17 protein-coding genes and 1 pseudogene are annotated in these 16000 nt (G+C 72.8%); 12 read left to right on the top strand and 6 right to left on the bottom strand.

Annotated elements, in window-relative coordinates; genetic code table 11:
• Window positions 1–53 precede the first annotated feature (53 nt).
• Entirely contained in the window at window positions 54–1361 is a 1308-nt protein-coding gene (locus H3H34_RS08565; RefSeq protein ID WP_194744822.1) for a dipeptidase, read from the top strand.
• A gap of 101 nt (window positions 1362–1462) precedes the next feature.
• Here H3H34_RS08565 and H3H34_RS08560 read toward each other — a convergent pair whose 3' ends face one another.
• Window positions 1463–2032, bottom strand: coding sequence for a J domain-containing protein (locus H3H34_RS08560; RefSeq protein WP_194744821.1), 570 nt, complete (start codon window positions 2030–2032; stop codon window positions 1463–1465).
• Window positions 2033–2071: 39 nt separating this feature from the next.
• Between H3H34_RS08560 and H3H34_RS08555 the strand changes: the two genes are divergently transcribed.
• The 3 genes from H3H34_RS08555 to H3H34_RS08545 all read left to right on the top strand — a co-directional run bounded on the left by H3H34_RS08555 (window position 2072) and on the right by H3H34_RS08545 (window position 4699).
• The gene (locus tag H3H34_RS08555; RefSeq protein WP_194744820.1) at window positions 2072–2347 is read left to right on the top strand and encodes a BolA family protein; all 276 of its coding nucleotides are present in this window, start codon (window positions 2072–2074) and stop codon (window positions 2345–2347) included.
• Window positions 2340–3647, top strand: coding sequence for a replication-associated recombination protein A (locus tag H3H34_RS08550; RefSeq protein ID WP_194744819.1), 1308 nt, complete (start codon window positions 2340–2342; stop codon window positions 3645–3647). Before H3H34_RS08555 ends, H3H34_RS08550 begins: the two co-directional genes overlap by 8 nt.
• Before the next feature lie 401 nt (window positions 3648–4048).
• Window positions 4049–4699 carry a DUF3800 domain-containing protein gene (locus tag H3H34_RS08545; RefSeq protein WP_194744818.1) on the top strand — a complete coding sequence of 217 codons (651 nt, stop codon included), beginning with the start codon at window positions 4049–4051 and terminating at the stop codon, window positions 4697–4699.
• 592 nt (window positions 4700–5291) lie between these two features.
• Here the strand turns inward: H3H34_RS08545 and H3H34_RS08540 are convergent.
• Window positions 5292–5438: a hypothetical protein gene (locus H3H34_RS08540; protein ID WP_194744817.1), complete on the bottom strand. Its 147-nt coding sequence runs from the start codon at window positions 5436–5438 to the stop codon at window positions 5292–5294.
• Window positions 5439–5562: 124 nt separating this feature from the next.
• Between H3H34_RS08540 and H3H34_RS13875 the strand changes: the two genes are divergently transcribed.
• From H3H34_RS13875 to H3H34_RS08505, 7 genes and pseudogenes are all read left to right on the top strand, one after another.
• Window positions 5563–5688, top strand: a complete 126-nt coding sequence (locus H3H34_RS13875) for a hypothetical protein (protein WP_268978291.1) — start codon at window positions 5563–5565, stop codon at window positions 5686–5688.
• The gene (locus H3H34_RS08530; RefSeq protein WP_194744910.1) at window positions 5688–6530 is read left to right on the top strand and encodes a hypothetical protein; all 843 of its coding nucleotides are present in this window, start codon (window positions 5688–5690) and stop codon (window positions 6528–6530) included. Before H3H34_RS13875 ends, H3H34_RS08530 begins: the two co-directional genes overlap by 1 nt.
• A 47-nt stretch (window positions 6531–6577) precedes the next feature.
• Window positions 6578–6943: a FluC/FEX family fluoride channel gene (locus H3H34_RS08525; protein ID WP_194744816.1), complete on the top strand. Its 366-nt coding sequence runs from the start codon at window positions 6578–6580 to the stop codon at window positions 6941–6943.
• Window positions 6940–7890 (top strand): annotated as a pseudogene (locus H3H34_RS08520) (RluA family pseudouridine synthase); the annotation flags it as partial. The gene H3H34_RS08525 and the pseudogene H3H34_RS08520, both read left to right, overlap by 4 nt.
• Window positions 7890–8552 carry an HAD-IA family hydrolase gene (locus H3H34_RS08515; protein WP_194744814.1) on the top strand — a complete coding sequence of 221 codons (663 nt, stop codon included), beginning with the start codon at window positions 7890–7892 and terminating at the stop codon, window positions 8550–8552. The pseudogene H3H34_RS08520 and the gene H3H34_RS08515, both read left to right, overlap by 1 nt.
• Window positions 8545–8739, top strand: a complete 195-nt coding sequence (locus H3H34_RS13610) for a hypothetical protein (RefSeq protein ID WP_194744813.1) — start codon at window positions 8545–8547, stop codon at window positions 8737–8739. Before H3H34_RS08515 ends, H3H34_RS13610 begins: the two co-directional genes overlap by 8 nt.
• Window positions 8740–8747: 8 nt before the next feature.
• Window positions 8748–9440, top strand: a complete 693-nt coding sequence (locus tag H3H34_RS08505) for an ATP12 family chaperone protein (RefSeq protein WP_194744812.1) — start codon at window positions 8748–8750, stop codon at window positions 9438–9440.
• 10 nt (window positions 9441–9450) lie between these two features.
• On the opposite strand, the gene H3H34_RS13605 is transcribed toward H3H34_RS08505, so the two are convergent.
• The gene (locus tag H3H34_RS13605; RefSeq protein WP_235945502.1) at window positions 9451–10029 is read right to left on the bottom strand and encodes a PEPxxWA-CTERM sorting domain-containing protein; all 579 of its coding nucleotides are present in this window, start codon (window positions 10027–10029) and stop codon (window positions 9451–9453) included.
• A 193-nt stretch (window positions 10030–10222) separates the two neighbouring features.
• Here H3H34_RS13605 and H3H34_RS08495 point away from each other — a divergent pair, with 193 nt between their 5' ends.
• On the top strand, window positions 10223–11755 hold the full coding sequence (locus H3H34_RS08495; protein ID WP_194744811.1) for an acyl-CoA carboxylase subunit beta: 1533 nt from the start codon (window positions 10223–10225) through the stop codon (window positions 11753–11755).
• A 425-nt stretch (window positions 11756–12180) separates the two neighbouring features.
• Here H3H34_RS08495 and H3H34_RS08490 read toward each other — a convergent pair whose 3' ends face one another.
• The 3 genes from H3H34_RS08490 to H3H34_RS08480 form a co-directional block, all read right to left on the bottom strand.
• Window positions 12181–12918, bottom strand: coding sequence for a sigma-70 family RNA polymerase sigma factor (locus tag H3H34_RS08490; RefSeq protein ID WP_194744810.1), 738 nt, complete (start codon window positions 12916–12918; stop codon window positions 12181–12183).
• A complete protein-coding gene (flhA, locus tag H3H34_RS08485) occupies window positions 12918–14984 on the bottom strand; it encodes a flagellar biosynthesis protein FlhA (RefSeq protein WP_268978304.1) in 2067 nt (688 codons plus the stop codon). Before flhA ends, H3H34_RS08490 begins: the two co-directional genes overlap by 1 nt.
• A gap of 171 nt (window positions 14985–15155) precedes the next feature.
• Complete coding sequence (locus H3H34_RS08480) at window positions 15156–15935, bottom strand: lysozyme family protein (RefSeq protein ID WP_194744809.1); 780 nt, start codon at window positions 15933–15935, stop codon at window positions 15156–15158.
• Between the last annotated feature and the right edge of the window lie 65 nt (window positions 15936–16000).

Below are 16000 nucleotides of genomic sequence, written 5' to 3'. Positions count from 1 at the left end.
TCCTCCCCCCCGAACGCCTTGACGCCGCCGCGGGCGCCACGCGAGGGAAGGCCATGCGCTCCGCTCCTGTCTCCGTGTCCGCCCGGCTCCGCCCCCTCGCCCGCCCGCTCGCCGCCACCCTCGCCCGCGCCCTCGCGCCCTTTGCCGCGCTGGCCGTCGGCCTCGCCCCCGCCGCCTCCGCGCCCGCCGGCCCCGCCCGGCCGTCGCCCGAGGCCCTGGCCGAGCGCGTCCTCGCCTCCGTCCCCCTCGTCGACGGCCACAACGACTGGCCCTGGGCCATGCGCACCCACTTCGGCCTCGAAAAGGCGCGCGAGGCCGACCTTTCGGCCGACCCCGGCGTCCGCCGCCCGCAGCCCGGCCACACCTCCATCCCGCTGCTGCGCGCCGGGCGGGTCGGCGCCCAGCTCTGGTCGCTCTACGTCCCCATGCGCCTGCGCGGCGAGGAGGCGGTCCGCACCAGCTTCGAGCAGCTCGAGCTGGTCAGGCACTGGGTCGCCCGCCATCCGGAGACCTTCGCGCTCGTCACCACGGCCGACGAGCTCGAGCGCGCCTTCCGCCGCGGGCGCATCGCCTCGCTCCTCGCCTTCGAGGGCGCGCACCAGGTGGACGACGACATCTTGACCCTCCGCCGCGCCCACGCCGCCGGCCTCAGGGCCATGACGCTCACCCACTCCCAGCCTTCCGCCCTGTTCGACAGCGCCACCGCCGAGGCGCGGCACGGCGGCATGGCGCCTGCCGGCCGGGCCATGATCGCCGAGATGAACCGGCTCGGGGTCCTCGTCGATCTCTCCCACGTCTCGCCCGCGGTCATGCACCAGGTGCTCGACATCGCCGCGGCCCCGGTCATCTTCTCCCACTCCTCGGCCCGCGCCGTCACCGACCATCCCCGCAACGTCCCCGACGACGTGCTGAAGCGCCTGCCTGCCAACGGCGGGGTGGTGATGGTCACCTTCGTCCCCGCCTTCGTGAGCCAGGCCCGCGCCGACTGGGAGACGCGCCGGCAGGCGCAGCGCCTCGTCGCCGGCCAGGGGGCAGAGGCCGAGGCGCGCATGGCCGCCTGGGAGAAGGCGAACCCCCGGCCGGTCGCCACCCTTGCCATGGTCGCCGACCACATCGAGCATGTCGCCCGCGTCGCCGGCCACGACCATGTCGGGATCGGCGGGGACTATGACGGCGTGCCCGACCTGCCGCAGGGCCTCGAGACGGTCGCCACCTACCCCGCGCTCTTCGCCGAGCTTGCCCGCCGCGGCTGGAGCGAGGCCAATCTCCGCAAACTCGCCGGCGGCAACTTCCTGCGCGTGCTCCGCGCGAACGAGGCCACGGCGCGCCGCCTCGCAGCCGCCCGCCCGGCCCCGCGCTGAGCCGCCGCCCGCCCCCGCCGCTTCGCCCCGCCCCCCGCCGCTTCGCCCCACCCCCGGCCCCCGCCGCTTCGCTCCCCCCGCGCCCGGCTCCGGGCCCCGGCTCAGCGGCCGGCGAAGCTGCGGCTTCGCACCAGAAGATCGTGCGCGGCCCGCACCTCGAGGAGCCTTGGCTCGAACCGGCGGTCGCCGGCATTGGCATCGGGGTGGTAGCGGCGCACCAGCGCGCGGTAGCGGCGCTTCACCTCGGCGAGCGTCGCCGTCTCGGCCAGGCCCAGCACGGCGAGCGCCCGCCGCTCCTCGGGCGGCAGGCGCGGCCGCTCGGCGGCGGGCGCCGTGCCGAACAGCCCGAGCGGGTCGTCGAGCCGCACCCTTGCTGCCGGGCGGCGCCGCTCCGGGCCCGGCGCGAAGCGCGGGTAGGGGCTCTGCGCGGCGAAGATCTCCTCGGCCGTCATCCCCTCGAACCAGTTCCACGCCGCGTTGAACGCGCGGACATGCTCGAGGCAGAGATACTGCCAGCGCGGCGGCCCCGCTGGCGGCGCGAAGGCGCTCGGCGGCCGCTCGACCGGCGCGCGATACTCGCCCGGCGCGGTGCAGCCGGGGTGGGCGCAGGTCCGCCCGCCCGGGAAGCGGCCGCCCGCCGCGCGGCCCGTGGGTCTTCCGGCATCCGCCATCGCGGCCCTATATGGCAGGCGGCAGCGGAAGGGGAGCCGATGGCGGGCATCGAGGAGGAGATCCGGCGGCGGCTCGCTGAGGCCCTTGCCCCCAGCCGGCTCGAGGTGGTGAACGAGAGCGCGCTTCACGCCGGCCACGCCGGCGACGACGGCTCGGGCGAGAGCCACTTCCGCGTCACCGTCGAGAGCGCTGCCTTCGCCGGCCTCGGCCGGGTCGCGCGCCAGCGCCTGGTGAACGCGGCCCTTGCCGACCTGCTCGCAGGACCCGTCCACGCGCTCGCGCTCCGCTGCCTGGCCCCGGGCGAGGATGGCTGATCTCTTCGCCTCCGACGCGCCAGCCCCCGCCCCCGCTGCGGCGAAGCCGGTGCCGCTTGCCGAACGGCTGCGGCCGCGGCGCCTTGCCGACGTGGTCGGCCAGCCGCACCTCGTCGGCCCCGAAGGCGCGCTCACCCGGCTGCTCGCGGCCGGCCCGCTGCCCAGCCTCATCCTCTGGGGCCCGCCGGGCACGGGCAAGACCTCGATCGCCCGGCTGCTGGCGGAGGCAGCGGGCATGCGCTTCGCCGGGGTCTCGGCGGTGATGACGGGCGTGGCCGAGCTCAAGGCCCTGTTCGCTGCCGCGCGGGCCGCCGCCACCCCCACCCTCCTCTTCGTGGACGAGATCCACCGCTTCAGCCGCGCCCAGCAGGATGCCTTCCTCGGCCCGGTCGAGGACGGCACGGTGACGCTGGTCGGAGCCACCACCGAGAACCCGAGCTTCGCGCTCACCGCCGCCCTGCTCTCCCGCGCCCGGGTGCTGGTGCTGCGGCGGCTCGATGCGGCAGCGCTCGAGGCGCTCCTCGCCCGTGCCGAGGCAGACGCCGGGCGCGCCCTCCCCGTGACGCCCGCCGCCCGGGCCGCCCTCGTCGAGAGCGCCGACGGCGACGGCCGCTTCCTCCTGTCTCAGGCCGAGACGCTCCTTGCCGGAAGCGCCTCCGCCCCGCTCGACCCGGCGGCCATGGCCGCCCTCCTCCAGCGCCGCGCACCCGTCTACGACCGCGACCGCGACGGCCACCACGAGCTCGTCTCGGCGCTCCACAAGTCGCTGCGCGCCTCCGATCCGGATGCCGCGCTCTACTGGCTCATGCGCATGCTCGAGGCCGGCGAGGACCCATTCTACCTCCTGCGCCGGCTGGTGCGCTTCGCGAGCGAGGACGTGGGTCTGGCCGACCCGCAGGCGCTTTCCGTCGCGCTCGCCGCGAAGGAGGCCTATGCCTTCCTCGGCAGCCCCGAGGGCGAGCTCGCCATCGTCGAGGCCTGCCTCTATCTTGCGGCCGCGCCCAAGTCGAACGCGGCCTATGTGGCCGGGAAGGCAGCGCGCGCCGCGGCCCGCGCGCACGGCTCGCTCCCCCCGCCGCGGCACCTCGTCAACGCCCCGACGCGCCTCATGCGCGAGCTCGGCCACGGCGCGGGCTATGCCTATGACCATGACTGCCCCGACGCCTTCTCGGGCCAGGACTGCTGGCCCGAGGGCATGGCGGCCGAGACCTTCTACCGGCCGAGCGGCCGCGGCGCCGAACAGGCCATTGCCGAGCGCCTCGCCCACTGGGCGAAGCTCCGCGCCACCCGCCGCCCCTGAGCCCTGCCGCACCCGCCCCTCAGAGGTCCGGCGACCATGCCTCAGAGCACCTGCGCGTTCTCTACAAGAGTGGAAAGCGGTCCAAGCTGCGTCAGTCCTTGCCGCGTGACCCAGGTGCTAGATCCATCTTGGCCTGCAGGAAGATAGACGCCGTCCATCTTGCATCGCCGGCTGTAGACAATAAGGCCTCGAGGGATCTCGCAATGAACCACAATCCATAAGACGTATGGCTTCCATTGAAACCTCGCGCCATTGTGTTGGTCGGGTGCCGCAAGGCCAGAGCGTTGACAGACAGCTTCCTCAGTCTCCGCCATCATCGGAATTGCGAAGCGCTTGACGGTACGCGTCCGATAGGATATTTCGCTTCGATACGCACGAGTGCCTAGTCAACGAGGGTGCCGGTGATTTATCTCTTTGCGGACGAAGCTGGTGATCTCATATTTAAAAGGCCCCCAGAGGGCAGTCGGTACTTTATCTTGTGTACTGTGCTGACGAGCTCGCTAGACCTTTGCGTTGGCTTGGCGGAGTTGCGACGCAAGCTGATTTGGGAAGGGCGGAAGCTTGGTGACTGGTTTCACGCGACTGATGATCACCCAGACGTAAGAGACCGGGTGTTCAACGAGCTTTTGAAGCATGACTTCACCGTTCAGGCGACAATTTGCGAAAAGTCAAAGGCCCAACCGCAAGTGAGGAGGTCTAAGGCGCGTTTCTACCAATACCCATGGTATTATCACTTCAGCTATGGCCTCGCAAAGCGCTTTAGCTCGAATGATGAGCTGTTTATCACTGCGGCCTCCGTCGGCTCTCGTAAAGAGCGAAAGGTGTTCAGCGAAGCCATTGCGGACGTTATGGGACAGCACCTGTCAACGGACTGCTGGCGAGTTGATTTCAGGGTGGCGAAGGCCGATTATGGACTTCAGGCGGTGGACTACTGCGCCTGGGCTCTACAACGGGCGTGGGAGCGCGATGACAATAAGTATCTTCAACGGATCCGTCCGCCTATATCGTACGAGTATGACCTCTGGAATCATGGAACCAAGCACTACTACTGAGAAGTGCGAAATGGCATGCCACCAGTCTTGACCGTCTCTTGGAGTGTCTTGGGGGTTATGACCAATTACAGATCAATTGTGTTGAGTTGCTGACTGATACAGAAGATTGGAGGCAGTCAGTGCCTTTGGCCTCGCGCCTTGCGGGAGATTTCTTTGTTCGTGCAGGCTGTTCTTAACGATGTGTGACAGGCGCGTTTCACGCTCAACGAGAGACAACCCCTTGTCCTTGTCCCTATGGTTTTATGCATCCTCGGGTACTCGTTGCCGTCCCTGTTGGGGCGCCCCGCGGCCCCGGCGAGGGCGCCGTCAGCGCCGGCAGGTGCGAGACGCCGCTCTGCAAGGTTTCGCCGACGCGGTGTTTCGGGAACCGGGCGCTACGGCCGTTCGCGGCAGCCGCCCTCTGAAAGAGGCGCGGGAGCACGCGCCGGAGTCAGGGATCGCTACCCGATCCGGCACGCTCCGGGGTGTCCCCGGTCCCTATGCCAAAGAGCTTTGACACGGGGCGAAGCAGCCCCAAAACACCAGGTCAGCGTTCCTCGACACGGAAGCCCGTCATGCCCGCCCCGGCCTCTCCTTCCGTGAATCTCCGGCCTCAGCCAACGCCGCGCCCTTGCCCGTGCTCGCCGCCGGTCGGGTCGCCGCGCTCCCGGGCCATCGCGTCCATGGGCCGGGCCATCTCCTCTTCCCAGCCGTCGTCCTTGCCCTCCTCGTCTCGACAGTGGCGGAGCATGCGCTTCACGCTTGGCTGTTCCGCCGTGGCGCCTGAGCTGTGGGAAGGCGCCCGCCGATCACCAACCGGGTGAAGGCACTGCGCGAGGCGCATCGGGGCATGACGCAGGCCGAACTCGGCGCAGCGGTGGGGGGTGACGCGCCACATCATCATCGCCATCGTGCAGGGTCGCGACGCCCCCAGCCGCGAGACTGCCTTCCGCATCGCCCGGCGGTTCGGAGGCGGCCTCGAGGATGTCTTCGGCCGGGAGGGTGCGTGATGCTGCCGCGCTTTGCCCGCTTCGTCGCCGTCGACTGGTCGGGGGCGAGGGGCGCGCGGCATCGCGGCATCGCCGTCGCCGTCGCCGAGGCGGGCAACGGCCCGCCCCGCCTCGTCCCTCCGCCCCACCGGTCCGGCTGGGCCCGCGCCGAGGTGGCCGACTGGCTCCTCGGCCTTCCCGGCCCGGCGCTCGCCGGCTTCGACTTCTCCTTCGCGCCCCCCTTCCTTGACCGCGGCGCCTACCTCTCCGGCCTTGCCACCCCCGACACCGCGCCCGGCTTCTGGGCCTTCGTCGAGCGCCACTGCGAGGGTGACCCCGATCTTGGCGCCCACGGCTTCATGGAAGGCGTGGCCCGCCCGCATTTCTGGATGGGCGCGGCCGATGGCGAGAAGCGCGCCTTCCTGCGGTGGCGGCGCTGCGAGGCCGCGTTCAACGCCGGCGGCGGCGGCAAGGCGGCCACCGTCTTCGACTGCGTCGGCGCAGCGCAGGTGGCCCGCGCGAGCTTTGCCGGCATGCGCCTCCTCCACCGGCTCCGCGGGCCCTACGCGGTGTGGCCCTTCGACCCGCCGGGCCCGCGCACCGTCGTCGAGATCTACACCCGCGCCATGCTGCGCCACGCCGGCGGCCGGGGCCTGAAGCTCCGCGACGCACCCGCGCTTGCCGCCGCGCTCGCCGCCTTCGGCAGCGAGGTGCCAGAAGGCAGCTTCTCCGACCACGAGACGGATGCGCTGGTGGCGGCGGCAGCGCTCCGGCACCTCGCCGGCGAGGCCCGCTGGTGGTCGCCCCCCGGCCTCGCCCCTGACATCGCCGCAACCGAAGGCTGGACCTTCGGCGTCAGCTGAAACTTCGGGGGGTGCGAGCGGCCCGCGCGCTCGCCTATAGGGCGGCCATGACGCCCTTCCTCCTCGTCGGCCTCGGCGGCGCGCTCGGCGCCTGCGCGCGCTACGGAGTCGGCCGGCTCGTCGGCGCCGGCCTTTGGCCGTCGGCCACCTTCGCGGTCAACCTCGCCGGCGGCCTCCTCATGGGCCTGCTCGCCGGCTGGCTGGCAGCCAGGGGGGGAAGCGAGCAGGTCCGCCTCTTCCTCGGCGTCGGCCTGCTCGGCGGCTTCACCACCTTCTCCGCCTTCAGCCTCGAGCTCTGGCTCCTCCTCGAGAAGGGCGAGTGGCTCGTCGCCGCCGGCTATGCGCTCGCCTCGGTCGTCCTCGCGGTCGCCGGCCTCGGGCTCGGCCTCCTCCTCATGCGGAACCTCGCGTGAGCCGGGTCTTCACCGTGGCCGAGGCCGACGACGGCATCCGGCTCGACCGCTGGGTCGCCCGCAACCTCCCCGGCATTCCCTTCACGGCGGTCGCCCGCTGGGCGCGCACTGGCCGCCTCCGGCTCGACGGCGGGCGGGCCAGGCCCGGCGACCGGGTGCAGGCCGGGCAGCAGGTCCTGCTCCCCGACGAGGAGCCGCGGCAGGCCCCGCCGCCAGCGCGCGAGGCGCCCCCGCTCTCGCCCGAGGAGGCCGAGTTCGCGCGCAGCCTCGTCATCCACCGCTCGGAGCACGCGCTCGTCCTCGACAAGCCCCCCGGCCTTGCCGTCCAGGGCGGTACGAAGACCGCCACCCACGTCGACCGCCTGCTCGATGCGCTCCGCTTCGACGCGCGCGAGCGGCCCCGCCTCGTTCACCGGCTCGACAGGGACACCTCTGGCGTCCTCCTGCTTGCGCGTTCGGCCCGTGCCGCGGCCTTCTTCGGCCGCTGCTTCGCCCAGCGCGACACCAGGAAGATCTACTGGGCCCTCCTGGCGGGCGTGCCCGAGCTGGCGGACATCCGCGTCGACCTCCCGATCGGCAAGCAGCCCGGCACCGGCGGGGAGAAGATGCACCCTGACCCGAAGGGCCAGCCTGCGGTCTCCCGCATCCGCGTGATGGACCGGGCCGGCAACCGCGTCAGCTTCTGCGAGATGCGCCCGCTCACCGGTCGCACCCACCAGCTCCGCGTCCACGCCGCCGCCATCGGCCACCCCATCGTCGGCGACGGCAAATATGGCGGTGCCGCCGCCTTCGTGACCGGCGGCGTCTCGCGCAAGCTCCACCTCCACGCCCGGCGCCTCGTCATCGACCTGCCTGGCGGGGGAAAGCTCGACGTGACGGCCGAACCGCCGCCCCACTTCCGCGAGAGCCTCGAGCTCCTCGGCCTCGCGCCCGACCAGGGGTCCGCATGAGCCCGCCGCGGCTTGCCGTCTTCGACTGCGACGGCACGCTCGTCGACAGCTCGGCGAACATCGTCCGCGCCATGGAAGGCACCTTCGCCGCCTTCGGCCTTCCGCCGCCCGACCCGCACGCGGTGCGGCGCGTGGTCGGCCTCTCGCTCCTCGAGGCGATGCGGGCGCTCCTGCCCGAAGCCGAGCCCGCCCTCCACGCCCGCCTCGCCGAGGACTACAAGGGCGCCTTCCAGCGCCTGCGCGCCGACCGCCGGCTCGACCCTGAACCCATGTTCGCGGGCGTGCGCGAGCTCCTCGAGCGGCTGGCGGGGGACGGCTGGCTGCTCGGGGTCGCCACCGGCAAGAGCGACCGGGGGCTTGCCATGTGCCTCGCCCACCACCGGATCGCCCACCACTTCATGACGCTCCACACCGCCGACCGTCACCCCTCCAAGCCCCACCCGGCGATGCTCAGCGCCTGCCTCGCCGACGCCGGAGTGGCACCTGCCCAGGCGGTCATCATCGGCGACACCGTGTTCGACATGGGGATGGGGGTGGCCGCCGGCGTGCGCGCGCTCGGAGTCGACTGGGGCTATCACGAGGCCGCCGAGCTGCGCGCGGCAGGCGCGGCTGCCGTTGCCCGCGACGCCGCCGAACTCCTCGCCCTTCTCGATGGCTGAGCGCGACCCCTTCGAGCGGCGGCTGTGGCAGATGACGCTGCTGCGCCTCCTCGGGCTGGGACTTGCGGTCGCCGGCCTCTGGGTTGCCGGCACGTCCCCTCTGGGCCCTCAAAGCCCCTTCGCCGGCCTCGGCCTCATGCTGGCCGGGGCGGCGCTCGTCACCTTCGCCCCCCGGCTGTTCCGCTAGGGCCGGGCGTGCGGCGGTTCTGGCGCGAGGTGACGACCGCACCCGCCGGGGGCGGGCATGGGCTGCTGCTCGACGGCCGGCCGGTGCGCACGCCGAAGCGCGCGGCCCTCGTCGTGCCCTCGCCCGCGCTCGCCACTGCGATCGCCGCCGAATGGGCCGGGGCCGGCGAGACGGTCACGCCTGCCGACATGCCGCTGACCGGGCTTGCCAATGCCGCCCTCGACATCGTCGCGCCCGACCCCGCCGGCTTTGCGGCGGGCCTCGCCGCCTACGGCGCGTCCGACCTCACCTGCTACCGGGCGGAGGGGCCGGCCGATCTCGTCGGGCGGCAGGTGGCGGCGTGGGAGCCGGCACTCAAGGCCGTCGAGCAGGCCCACGGCCTCGTCTTCCGCCGCACGACCGGCATCGTCCACGTGGACCAGCCCGCCGGGACGCTTGCGCGGCTCGAGACGCTGCTTTCGGCGCGCGGCCCCTTCCGCCTCGCCGGGCTTTCCCCGCTCGTCACGCTCTCGGGCTCGGTCGTCCTCGCCCTCGCGGTCGCCGACGGGCTGCTCGAAGCCGGGCCGGCCTTCGCAGCGGCCGAAGTGGATGCGCTCTGGCAGGCCGAGCGCTGGGGGGAGGATGCCGAGGCCGCGGCCGCGCGGGCGAACCGGCAGGCGGCCTTCGTGGCTGCCGCGCGCTTCCTCGCGCTGCTCGGCTAGGTGCCCGTCCTCAGGCCGCCACCACCGCCTGCCGGCGGCGGCGGGCGGCAGCGCCCACGAGGCCAAAGCCGGCGATCAGCATCGCCCAGGTGGCGGGCTCCGGCACGGCGCCGGCGATGGCCAGCGAGACTCCGCCACGGTTGTTGGCGGGGCTGTCGTCGCGAACGTGGAAGCTCAGCTTCGCGCCGCCGGCCGGCACCACCAGCTCGAACACCCGGTCGGCGAGCGCGGCGAGCGCGCCCTCGGGCGTGCGGTAGAGGACGGGGCTGCCGATCGCGAAGCTCGTCGCGGCGCTCCCGTCGGCGGGGTGGAGGGTGACGATGGTCTCGGTCTGCCAGCCGAACCGGCAGTTGGCACCCGCCCGGTCGCAGCCGGCCGCAGCGCGACCATTGGCATTGTAGGCGGTGAACAGCCCGTCGGTGAAGCGCAGCTGGTAGCGCCCCTCGCCGAGGCCGATGGTGAGCGCGTTCGCGCCCGAAAGCGAGGCGTGGGCGCGGGCATCGACATCGACGATCGTCACGGCCCCGGCGGCGCCTGCCGCGGAGGCGAGCGTGGCAAGGGCAAGCGTCTTCAGCGTGCGGAGGAGCATGGCGGGCCTTTCTCGGGTTGGTCGGGGTGGCGCCGGGGTCGCGCCGTCCCCCTCCATATGGGGAGGGTCGCGGCCGGTGCCAGCATGGTGAATGCAACCAAGTGTTGCGCGCGCCCCGGCAGGCGCGGCGCGGCGGGGGTTGACGGCAGCGCGGCGGCGCGGCTTCGCGAGGGCAGCGTCAGGGGAGAGACGGATGCTGAAGGTGCTCGAGGAACTGGAACGGCGGCGCGCCGCAGCGCGGCTTGGCGGCGGCGAGAAGCGCATCGCCGCCCAGCATGCCAAGGGCCGGCTGACCGCGCGCGAGCGGCTCGAGATCCTTCTCGACGAAGGCAGCTTCGAGGAGCTCGACATGTATGTCGAGCACAACTGCACCGACTTCGGCATGGGCGAGACGGTCATCCCGGGCGATGGCGTGGTCACCGGCTCGGGCACGATCAACGGCCGGCTCGTGTTCGTCTTCTCGCAGGACTTCACCGTCTTCGGCGGCTCGCTTTCCGAGCGGCACGCGCAGAAGATCTGCAAGATCATGGACATGGCCATGAAGGTCGGGGCGCCGGTCATCGGCCTCAATGATTCGGGCGGCGCCCGCATCCAGGAAGGGGTGGCAAGCCTCGCCGGCTATGCCGAGGTGTTCCAGAGGAACGTGCTCGCCTCGGGCGTCATCCCGCAGGTCTCGCTCATCATGGGGCCGTGTGCGGGCGGGGCGGTCTATTCGCCGGCGATGACCGACTTCATCTTCATGGTGAAGGACTCGTCCTACATGTTCGTGACCGGGCCCGATGTCGTGAAGACGGTCACGAACGAGGTGGTGACGCAGGAGGAGCTGGGCGGCGCCATCACCCATTCGACCAGGTCGGGCGTGGCCGATCTCGCCATGGAGGACGACATCGACGCCCTCCTGCGCACGCGCGAGTTCGTGGACTTCCTGCCGCTCAGCAACCGCCAGGCGCCGCCCGTCCGGCCCTCTGATGACCCGTTCGACCGCGAGGAGCCCTCGCTCGACACGCTCGTCCCCGCTTCGGCCACCAAGCCCTACGACATGCACGAGCTCATCCAGAAGGTGGCCGATGACGGCGAGTTCTTCGAGCTCCAGCCCAACCATGCCGCCAACATCCTCGTCGGCTTCGGCCGGATCGAGGGGCACACGGTCGGCTTCGTCGCCAACCAGCCGATGGTGCTGGCGGGCTGCCTCGACATCGCCGCTTCCAGGAAGGCGGGCCGCTTCGTCCGCTTCTGCGACGCCTTCAACATCCCCATCATCACCTTCGTCGACGTCCCCGGCTTCCTCCCTGGGGTTGCCCAGGAGCACAACGGCATCATCAAGAACGGGGCGAAGCTGCTCTTCGCCTATGCCGAGGCCACGGTGCCGAAGATCACCGTCATCACGCGCAAGGCCTATGGCGGGGCCTATGACGTCATGGCGTCCAAGCATCTGCGTGGAGACCTCAACTATGCCTGGCCCACCGCCGAGATTGCGGTGATGGGGGCGAAGGGGGCGGTCGAGATCATCTTCCGCTCCGAGATCGGTGACCCGGAGGCGATCGCCCGGCGCACGGCCGAATATGAGGCGCGCTTTGCCAACCCGTTCGTGGCGGCGTCGAAGGGCTTCATCGACGAGGTGATCATGCCCCATGCAACCCGGCGGCGGATTGCGCTGGGCCTGAGGAAGCTCCGCACCAAGGTTCTTGAGAACCCCTGGAAGAAGCACGACAACATCCCGCTCTAGCCGCCGCCCGGCCCCTTCCGGCCCCGCCCCGACCCGCTTCGCCTGCCCCCTGCACCGGGGGCGGCGGGCGTCTGCGTCCGGATGGACCGCCCCGCCCCGCCCCGTCGCGCCGCGCCGTCGTGCCGACCCCTTCGCTCCGCGCGCCCGTCCTGCCGCCCGCCTCTGCCGCCCGTCGCGCCGCCCGCCTCTGCCACCCGCGTCCTGCGCCCGGCCCACCTCAGCCCGCCGGGCCCTGCCGCCGCCCCGCGCCGCCGCCTGCGCCCGGCCCCTCCCCGACCCGCGCCCCTGGGCCCTACCGCCGCCCCGACCCGCGCCGCCCGGCCCTGCCGCCGCCCCGCCCTGCCGCCGCCTGCGCCCCGCCGCCTCGCGTCCGGCCCCTCCCCAACCCGCGCCGCCCGGCCCTCCGGCCCTGCGCCCCCGGGGCCTCAGTCCTCCCAGCCGGCGAGCAGCTTGCGCACCTTGGTGAGCGCGGCCTTCTTGATCTGGCAGATCCGCGCCGCGCCCACGCCGAGGATCTGGCCGATCTCCTCGAGGTTCATCTCCTCCACGAAGTAGAGCTGCAGCACCATTGCCTCGCGCTCGGGGAGCTTGCGGATGGCCTCGGCGAGGTGGGCGCGCAGTTCCTTCGACTGGAGCTGGTCGAGCGCGTCGGGCTGGTCGTCGGCGAACCAGATGGAGTGGTCGGAGTAGACCTCGTCGATTGATTCGTAGCGCACCCCTTGCGTGCTGGCGTTGGCTTCGAGGAGTTCGGCGAGCGGGATGCCGAGGTCGTCGGCCAGTTCCTGGTCGGAGGGCGGGCGGCCGAGTGTTCCTTCCAGCCGCGCACGGGCGGCGTTGAGCTCGCGCCGGCGGCGCAGCGCCGAGCGGCACATGGTGGCCTGTTTCCTGAGCGCGTCGATCATCGCGCCGCGGATCCTGACGGTTGCGTAAGTGGCGAAGGCCGCGTGGCCGCGGTCCTCGAACGAGCGGGCGGCCTCGATGAGCGCGATCATGCCGATCTGCACCAGTTCCTCGACATCGAGCGCGGAGGAGACCCGGGCGTGGGTGTGCCAGGCGATCTTGCGCACGAGGGCCAGGTGGTTGTGGATCAGGCGCTCCGGCTCCACCCGGGCGAGCGCGGCGGGGGTGTAGAGCTTGAGGTCGAGACCGAGGCGGGCGTCCATCAGGCGTCCTCCGGCTGTGGCAGGCTGTGGTCGTTGGCGCCGACGACGGCGATCACCTCGACGGCGCGGCTGTCGGGAAGCTCGGTGAAGCCGATGACGGGGAGGTCGAGCCCGGCGCTCCGGAGCAGGCGCCAGAGCGGCCGCCGCGGGCCCGGCTGGCTGACGAGGGCCACGGCAAGCCCGCCCGCCTTGGCGAGCGCCTCGCGCACGGCCTCCACCACGCGGTTGCCGAGGCCTGGCTCGAACGGGAAGGCGGCAGTGGGGGCGGCGCGCACCGCGCCCATCAGCAGCGCCTCGAGCTCGGGGGCGAGCGCGATGAGCCGGAGCGGCTGGTCCGGCTCGGCGATGGCGCTGGTGATGAGCCCGCCGATCCGCGTCCGCGTGGCCTCGAGGAGTTCGGCCGGGTCGGTCGTGCTGGCCGCGGCTTCGGCGATGGCGCCGGCGATCCGGGCGAAGTCCCGGAGCGGCACCCCCTCCTCGAGGAGCGCGCGGGCGAGCGCCGTGAGCTGGGTGAGCGGCAGGGTCTTCGGCCCCAGCGCCTGGGCGAGCTGCGGGTGGCGGCGGCCGAGCTCGTCGAGCAGCGCCTGCACCTCGTCGAGCCCGAGGAGGGTTGCCGCGTGCTGGCGCAGCAGCTTGTGGAGGTGGGTGCCGATGACGGTGGCCGGGTCGACGACGGTGTAGCCCGCCTCGATCGCGCGCGCCTCGAGCGCCGGGTCGATCCAGCGTGCCGGAAGCCCGAAGGCCGGGTCGCGCGTCTCGCGGCCCGGCACCGGGGCGAGGATGGTCTCGGCCTCGAGCGCGAGGAGGTCGTTGGGCCAGGCCTCGCCGGCGCCGGCCCGTTCGCCGGCCACCGAGATCCGGTAGTGGTGGGGCGCGAGCGCCAGCTCGTCGCGCACCCGGACCATCGGCAGCACGAAGCCGAGCTCGCGCGAGAGCTGGCGGCGGATTCCGGTGATCCGGCTCATGAGCGGCGCCCCGGCGGCCTCGTCGACGAGCGGGATGAGCCCGTAGCCGATCTCGAGCGTGACGGCGGCGGTCTCGCCCACTTCGCTCCAGTCGATGAGGGCAGGCTCGGCCGCCGGGGCCGGCGGCGGCGGCGCCGGCTGCCCCGCGGCGCGATGGAGCCGCCAGGCGACGACGCCTGCGGTTGCCGCCGCGCCGGCGAGGATGGCGGTCGGCATCGCCGGCACGAGCGCCAGGAGCCCGAGGATGCCGGCCGCCGGCGCCCAGGCCGAGGCGTCGGCGAACTGGGTCCTGACCTGCGCCTCGAGCTTGCGGTCCTCGCTGGTGCGGGTCACGAGGATCGCCGCCGCGATCGAAAGGAGGAGGGCGGGGATCTGCGCAACGAGCGCGTCGCCCACTGCCATCACGAGGTAGAGCGAGGCGGCCTCGCCCACCCCGAGCCCGTGCGAGACGGTGCCGATGACGAGCCCGCCGATGATGTTGATGAGGAGGATGAGGATGCCCGCGCCCGCGTCGCCCTTCACGAACTTCGAGGCGCCGTCCATCGCACCGTAGAAGTCGGCCTCGGTCGCCACCTCCTGCCGCCGCGCCTTCGCCTCGTCGGGGGTGAGCATCCCGGCGTTCAGGTCGGCGTCGATTGCCATCTGCTTGCCCGGCAGCGCGTCGAGGGTGAAGCGCGCCGAGACTTCCGAAACCCGCCCCGCGCCCCGCGCGATGACCATCAGGTTGATGATCATGAGGATGGCGAAGACGATGAGGCCCACCACGAAGTTGCCGCCGATGAGCACCTTGCCGAACGCCTCGATGACGCGGCCGGCGGCGTCGGTCCCCTCGTGGCCGTCCATCAGCACCACCCGGGTGGACGCAACGTTGAGCGCCAGCCGGAACAGCGTCGCGAACAGCAGCACGGTCGGGAAGGCGGAGAAGTCGAGCGGCCGGTTGGCGTGGAGCACCACCATGAGCATCACGAGGGCAAGGAGGATGTTGCCCACGAAGAAGAGGTCGAGGAGCGGTGCCGGAATGGGCACCACCATGAGGAGGACGATGGCGAGGATGCCCGCCGGGAGAAGCGCAGCGAGGCCGCCGTCCGGCCCGCCGAGCAGCCGGCCGAGGAGCGTCCGGCCCGCCCCCGCCCCGGCCGCTGCCGCCGCCCCGGCCGCTGCGCCCGCCCCGGCCACGCCTGCCGCCCCCGCTCCGGCCGCTGCCCCCGCCCCTCCCGCGCCCGCCGCGCTTCCGGCCACCCCGGCCATGCCTCCCCCCGCGCCCGCCACGGCTCAGGCGCCCAGGCTCGCCAGCAGCAGATAGGCCGCCTGCGCGGCGCGCCTTGCCTCCGGATCGGATGCATCACGGGGCTGAAACATGGCTGGCGCCCCCCGCTCCGGCGCGTCGCTGCCGGCACGCGGCCGCGACTCCGGCACGGCGGTGCCGATTCGCCCGCTGCCGGCGCCTTCGCCCACCGGCGCGCCCGTCTCCGAGTCGAGCCCGAGTCGCCGGGCGAGGAGCGTGTGGATCTCGCCGAGGCTCCGCGCCGCGCCGCCTGCGAAGAAAATGCCGCGGTTGGCCTTGGCGGCCGCGGGGAACAGCGCCGCGCCCGGAGCCCCGGGGTCGTCGGCCAGCGCCTTCAGGAACCGGACTGCGCCGCCCGGCCCCAGGAAGTGGGCGAGGTAGAGGTCGGTCGCCGAGGCTGCCCGCCCCAGCGCCGCGGCTAGCCGCGCGCCGTTCTCGGCCATGAAGGCCCCGGCCATGAGCGCCGCAACCTGCGGGTCCTCGCGCAGCGCCAGCGCTTCGGCCCGGCTCTGCGGCGCGATCCCGTGGCGGCTGCCGTGCCGGGCGAGCATGGCAAGCCAGGTCGAATCGAGGAACTGGAAGAGCCCGGCGGCAGAGGAGGTGCGCGCGCGCGCGTCGGGCCGGAAGCCGCTCTCGAGCCGCGCCGTCTCGAACAGCGCGCGGAAGTCGGCGCCGGTCGCCGCCGCCGCCGCGCGGATCGCCGGGGCCACCGCTGCGCCGGCCCGCTGGAGCGCGGCCGGCAGCCGGGAGAGAAGGTCCGCCTGCATGCCGGGAGGCGTAGCAAGCGCCGTGCCAGGCTTGCCGCGGAGACGGTTTCGGAACGGTTGTTTTC

This window comes from Thermaurantiacus tibetensis (assembly GCF_015354055.1).
GTDB lineage: Bacteria > Pseudomonadota > Alphaproteobacteria > Sphingomonadales > Sphingomonadaceae > Thermaurantiacus > Thermaurantiacus tibetensis.
Note: the sequence above shows the minus strand (reverse complement) of the source record. Positions and strands in the feature narration are given on the sequence as shown.

Bases quoted from the DNA above. Each gene is read 5' to 3' on its own strand.
- H3H34_RS13610 (WP_194744813.1), top strand. From the start codon at position 8,545: ATGGCTGAGCGCGACCCCTTCGAGCGGCGGCTGTGGCAGATGACGCTG.
- H3H34_RS08555 (WP_194744820.1), top strand. From the start codon at position 2,072: ATGGCGGGCATCGAGGAGGAGATCCGGCGGCGGCTCGCTGAGGCCCTT.
- H3H34_RS08560 (WP_194744821.1), bottom strand. From the start codon at position 2,032: ATGGCGGATGCCGGAAGACCCACGGGCCGCGCGGCGGGCGGCCGCTTC.
- H3H34_RS13605 (WP_235945502.1), bottom strand. From the start codon at position 10,029: ATGCTCCTCCGCACGCTGAAGACGCTTGCCCTTGCCACGCTCGCCTCC.
- H3H34_RS08525 (WP_194744816.1), top strand. From the start codon at position 6,578: ATGACGCCCTTCCTCCTCGTCGGCCTCGGCGGCGCGCTCGGCGCCTGC.
- H3H34_RS08495 (WP_194744811.1), top strand. From the start codon at position 10,223: ATGCTGAAGGTGCTCGAGGAACTGGAACGGCGGCGCGCCGCAGCGCGG.
- H3H34_RS08530 (WP_194744910.1), top strand. From the start codon at position 5,688: ATGCTGCCGCGCTTTGCCCGCTTCGTCGCCGTCGACTGGTCGGGGGCG.
- H3H34_RS08515 (WP_194744814.1), top strand. From the start codon at position 7,890: ATGAGCCCGCCGCGGCTTGCCGTCTTCGACTGCGACGGCACGCTCGTC.
- H3H34_RS08490 (WP_194744810.1), bottom strand. From the start codon at position 12,918: ATGGACGCCCGCCTCGGTCTCGACCTCAAGCTCTACACCCCCGCCGCG.
- H3H34_RS08480 (WP_194744809.1), bottom strand. From the start codon at position 15,935: ATGCAGGCGGACCTTCTCTCCCGGCTGCCGGCCGCGCTCCAGCGGGCC.
- H3H34_RS08565 (WP_194744822.1), top strand. From the start codon at position 54: ATGCGCTCCGCTCCTGTCTCCGTGTCCGCCCGGCTCCGCCCCCTCGCC.
- H3H34_RS08550 (WP_194744819.1), top strand. From the start codon at position 2,340: ATGGCTGATCTCTTCGCCTCCGACGCGCCAGCCCCCGCCCCCGCTGCG.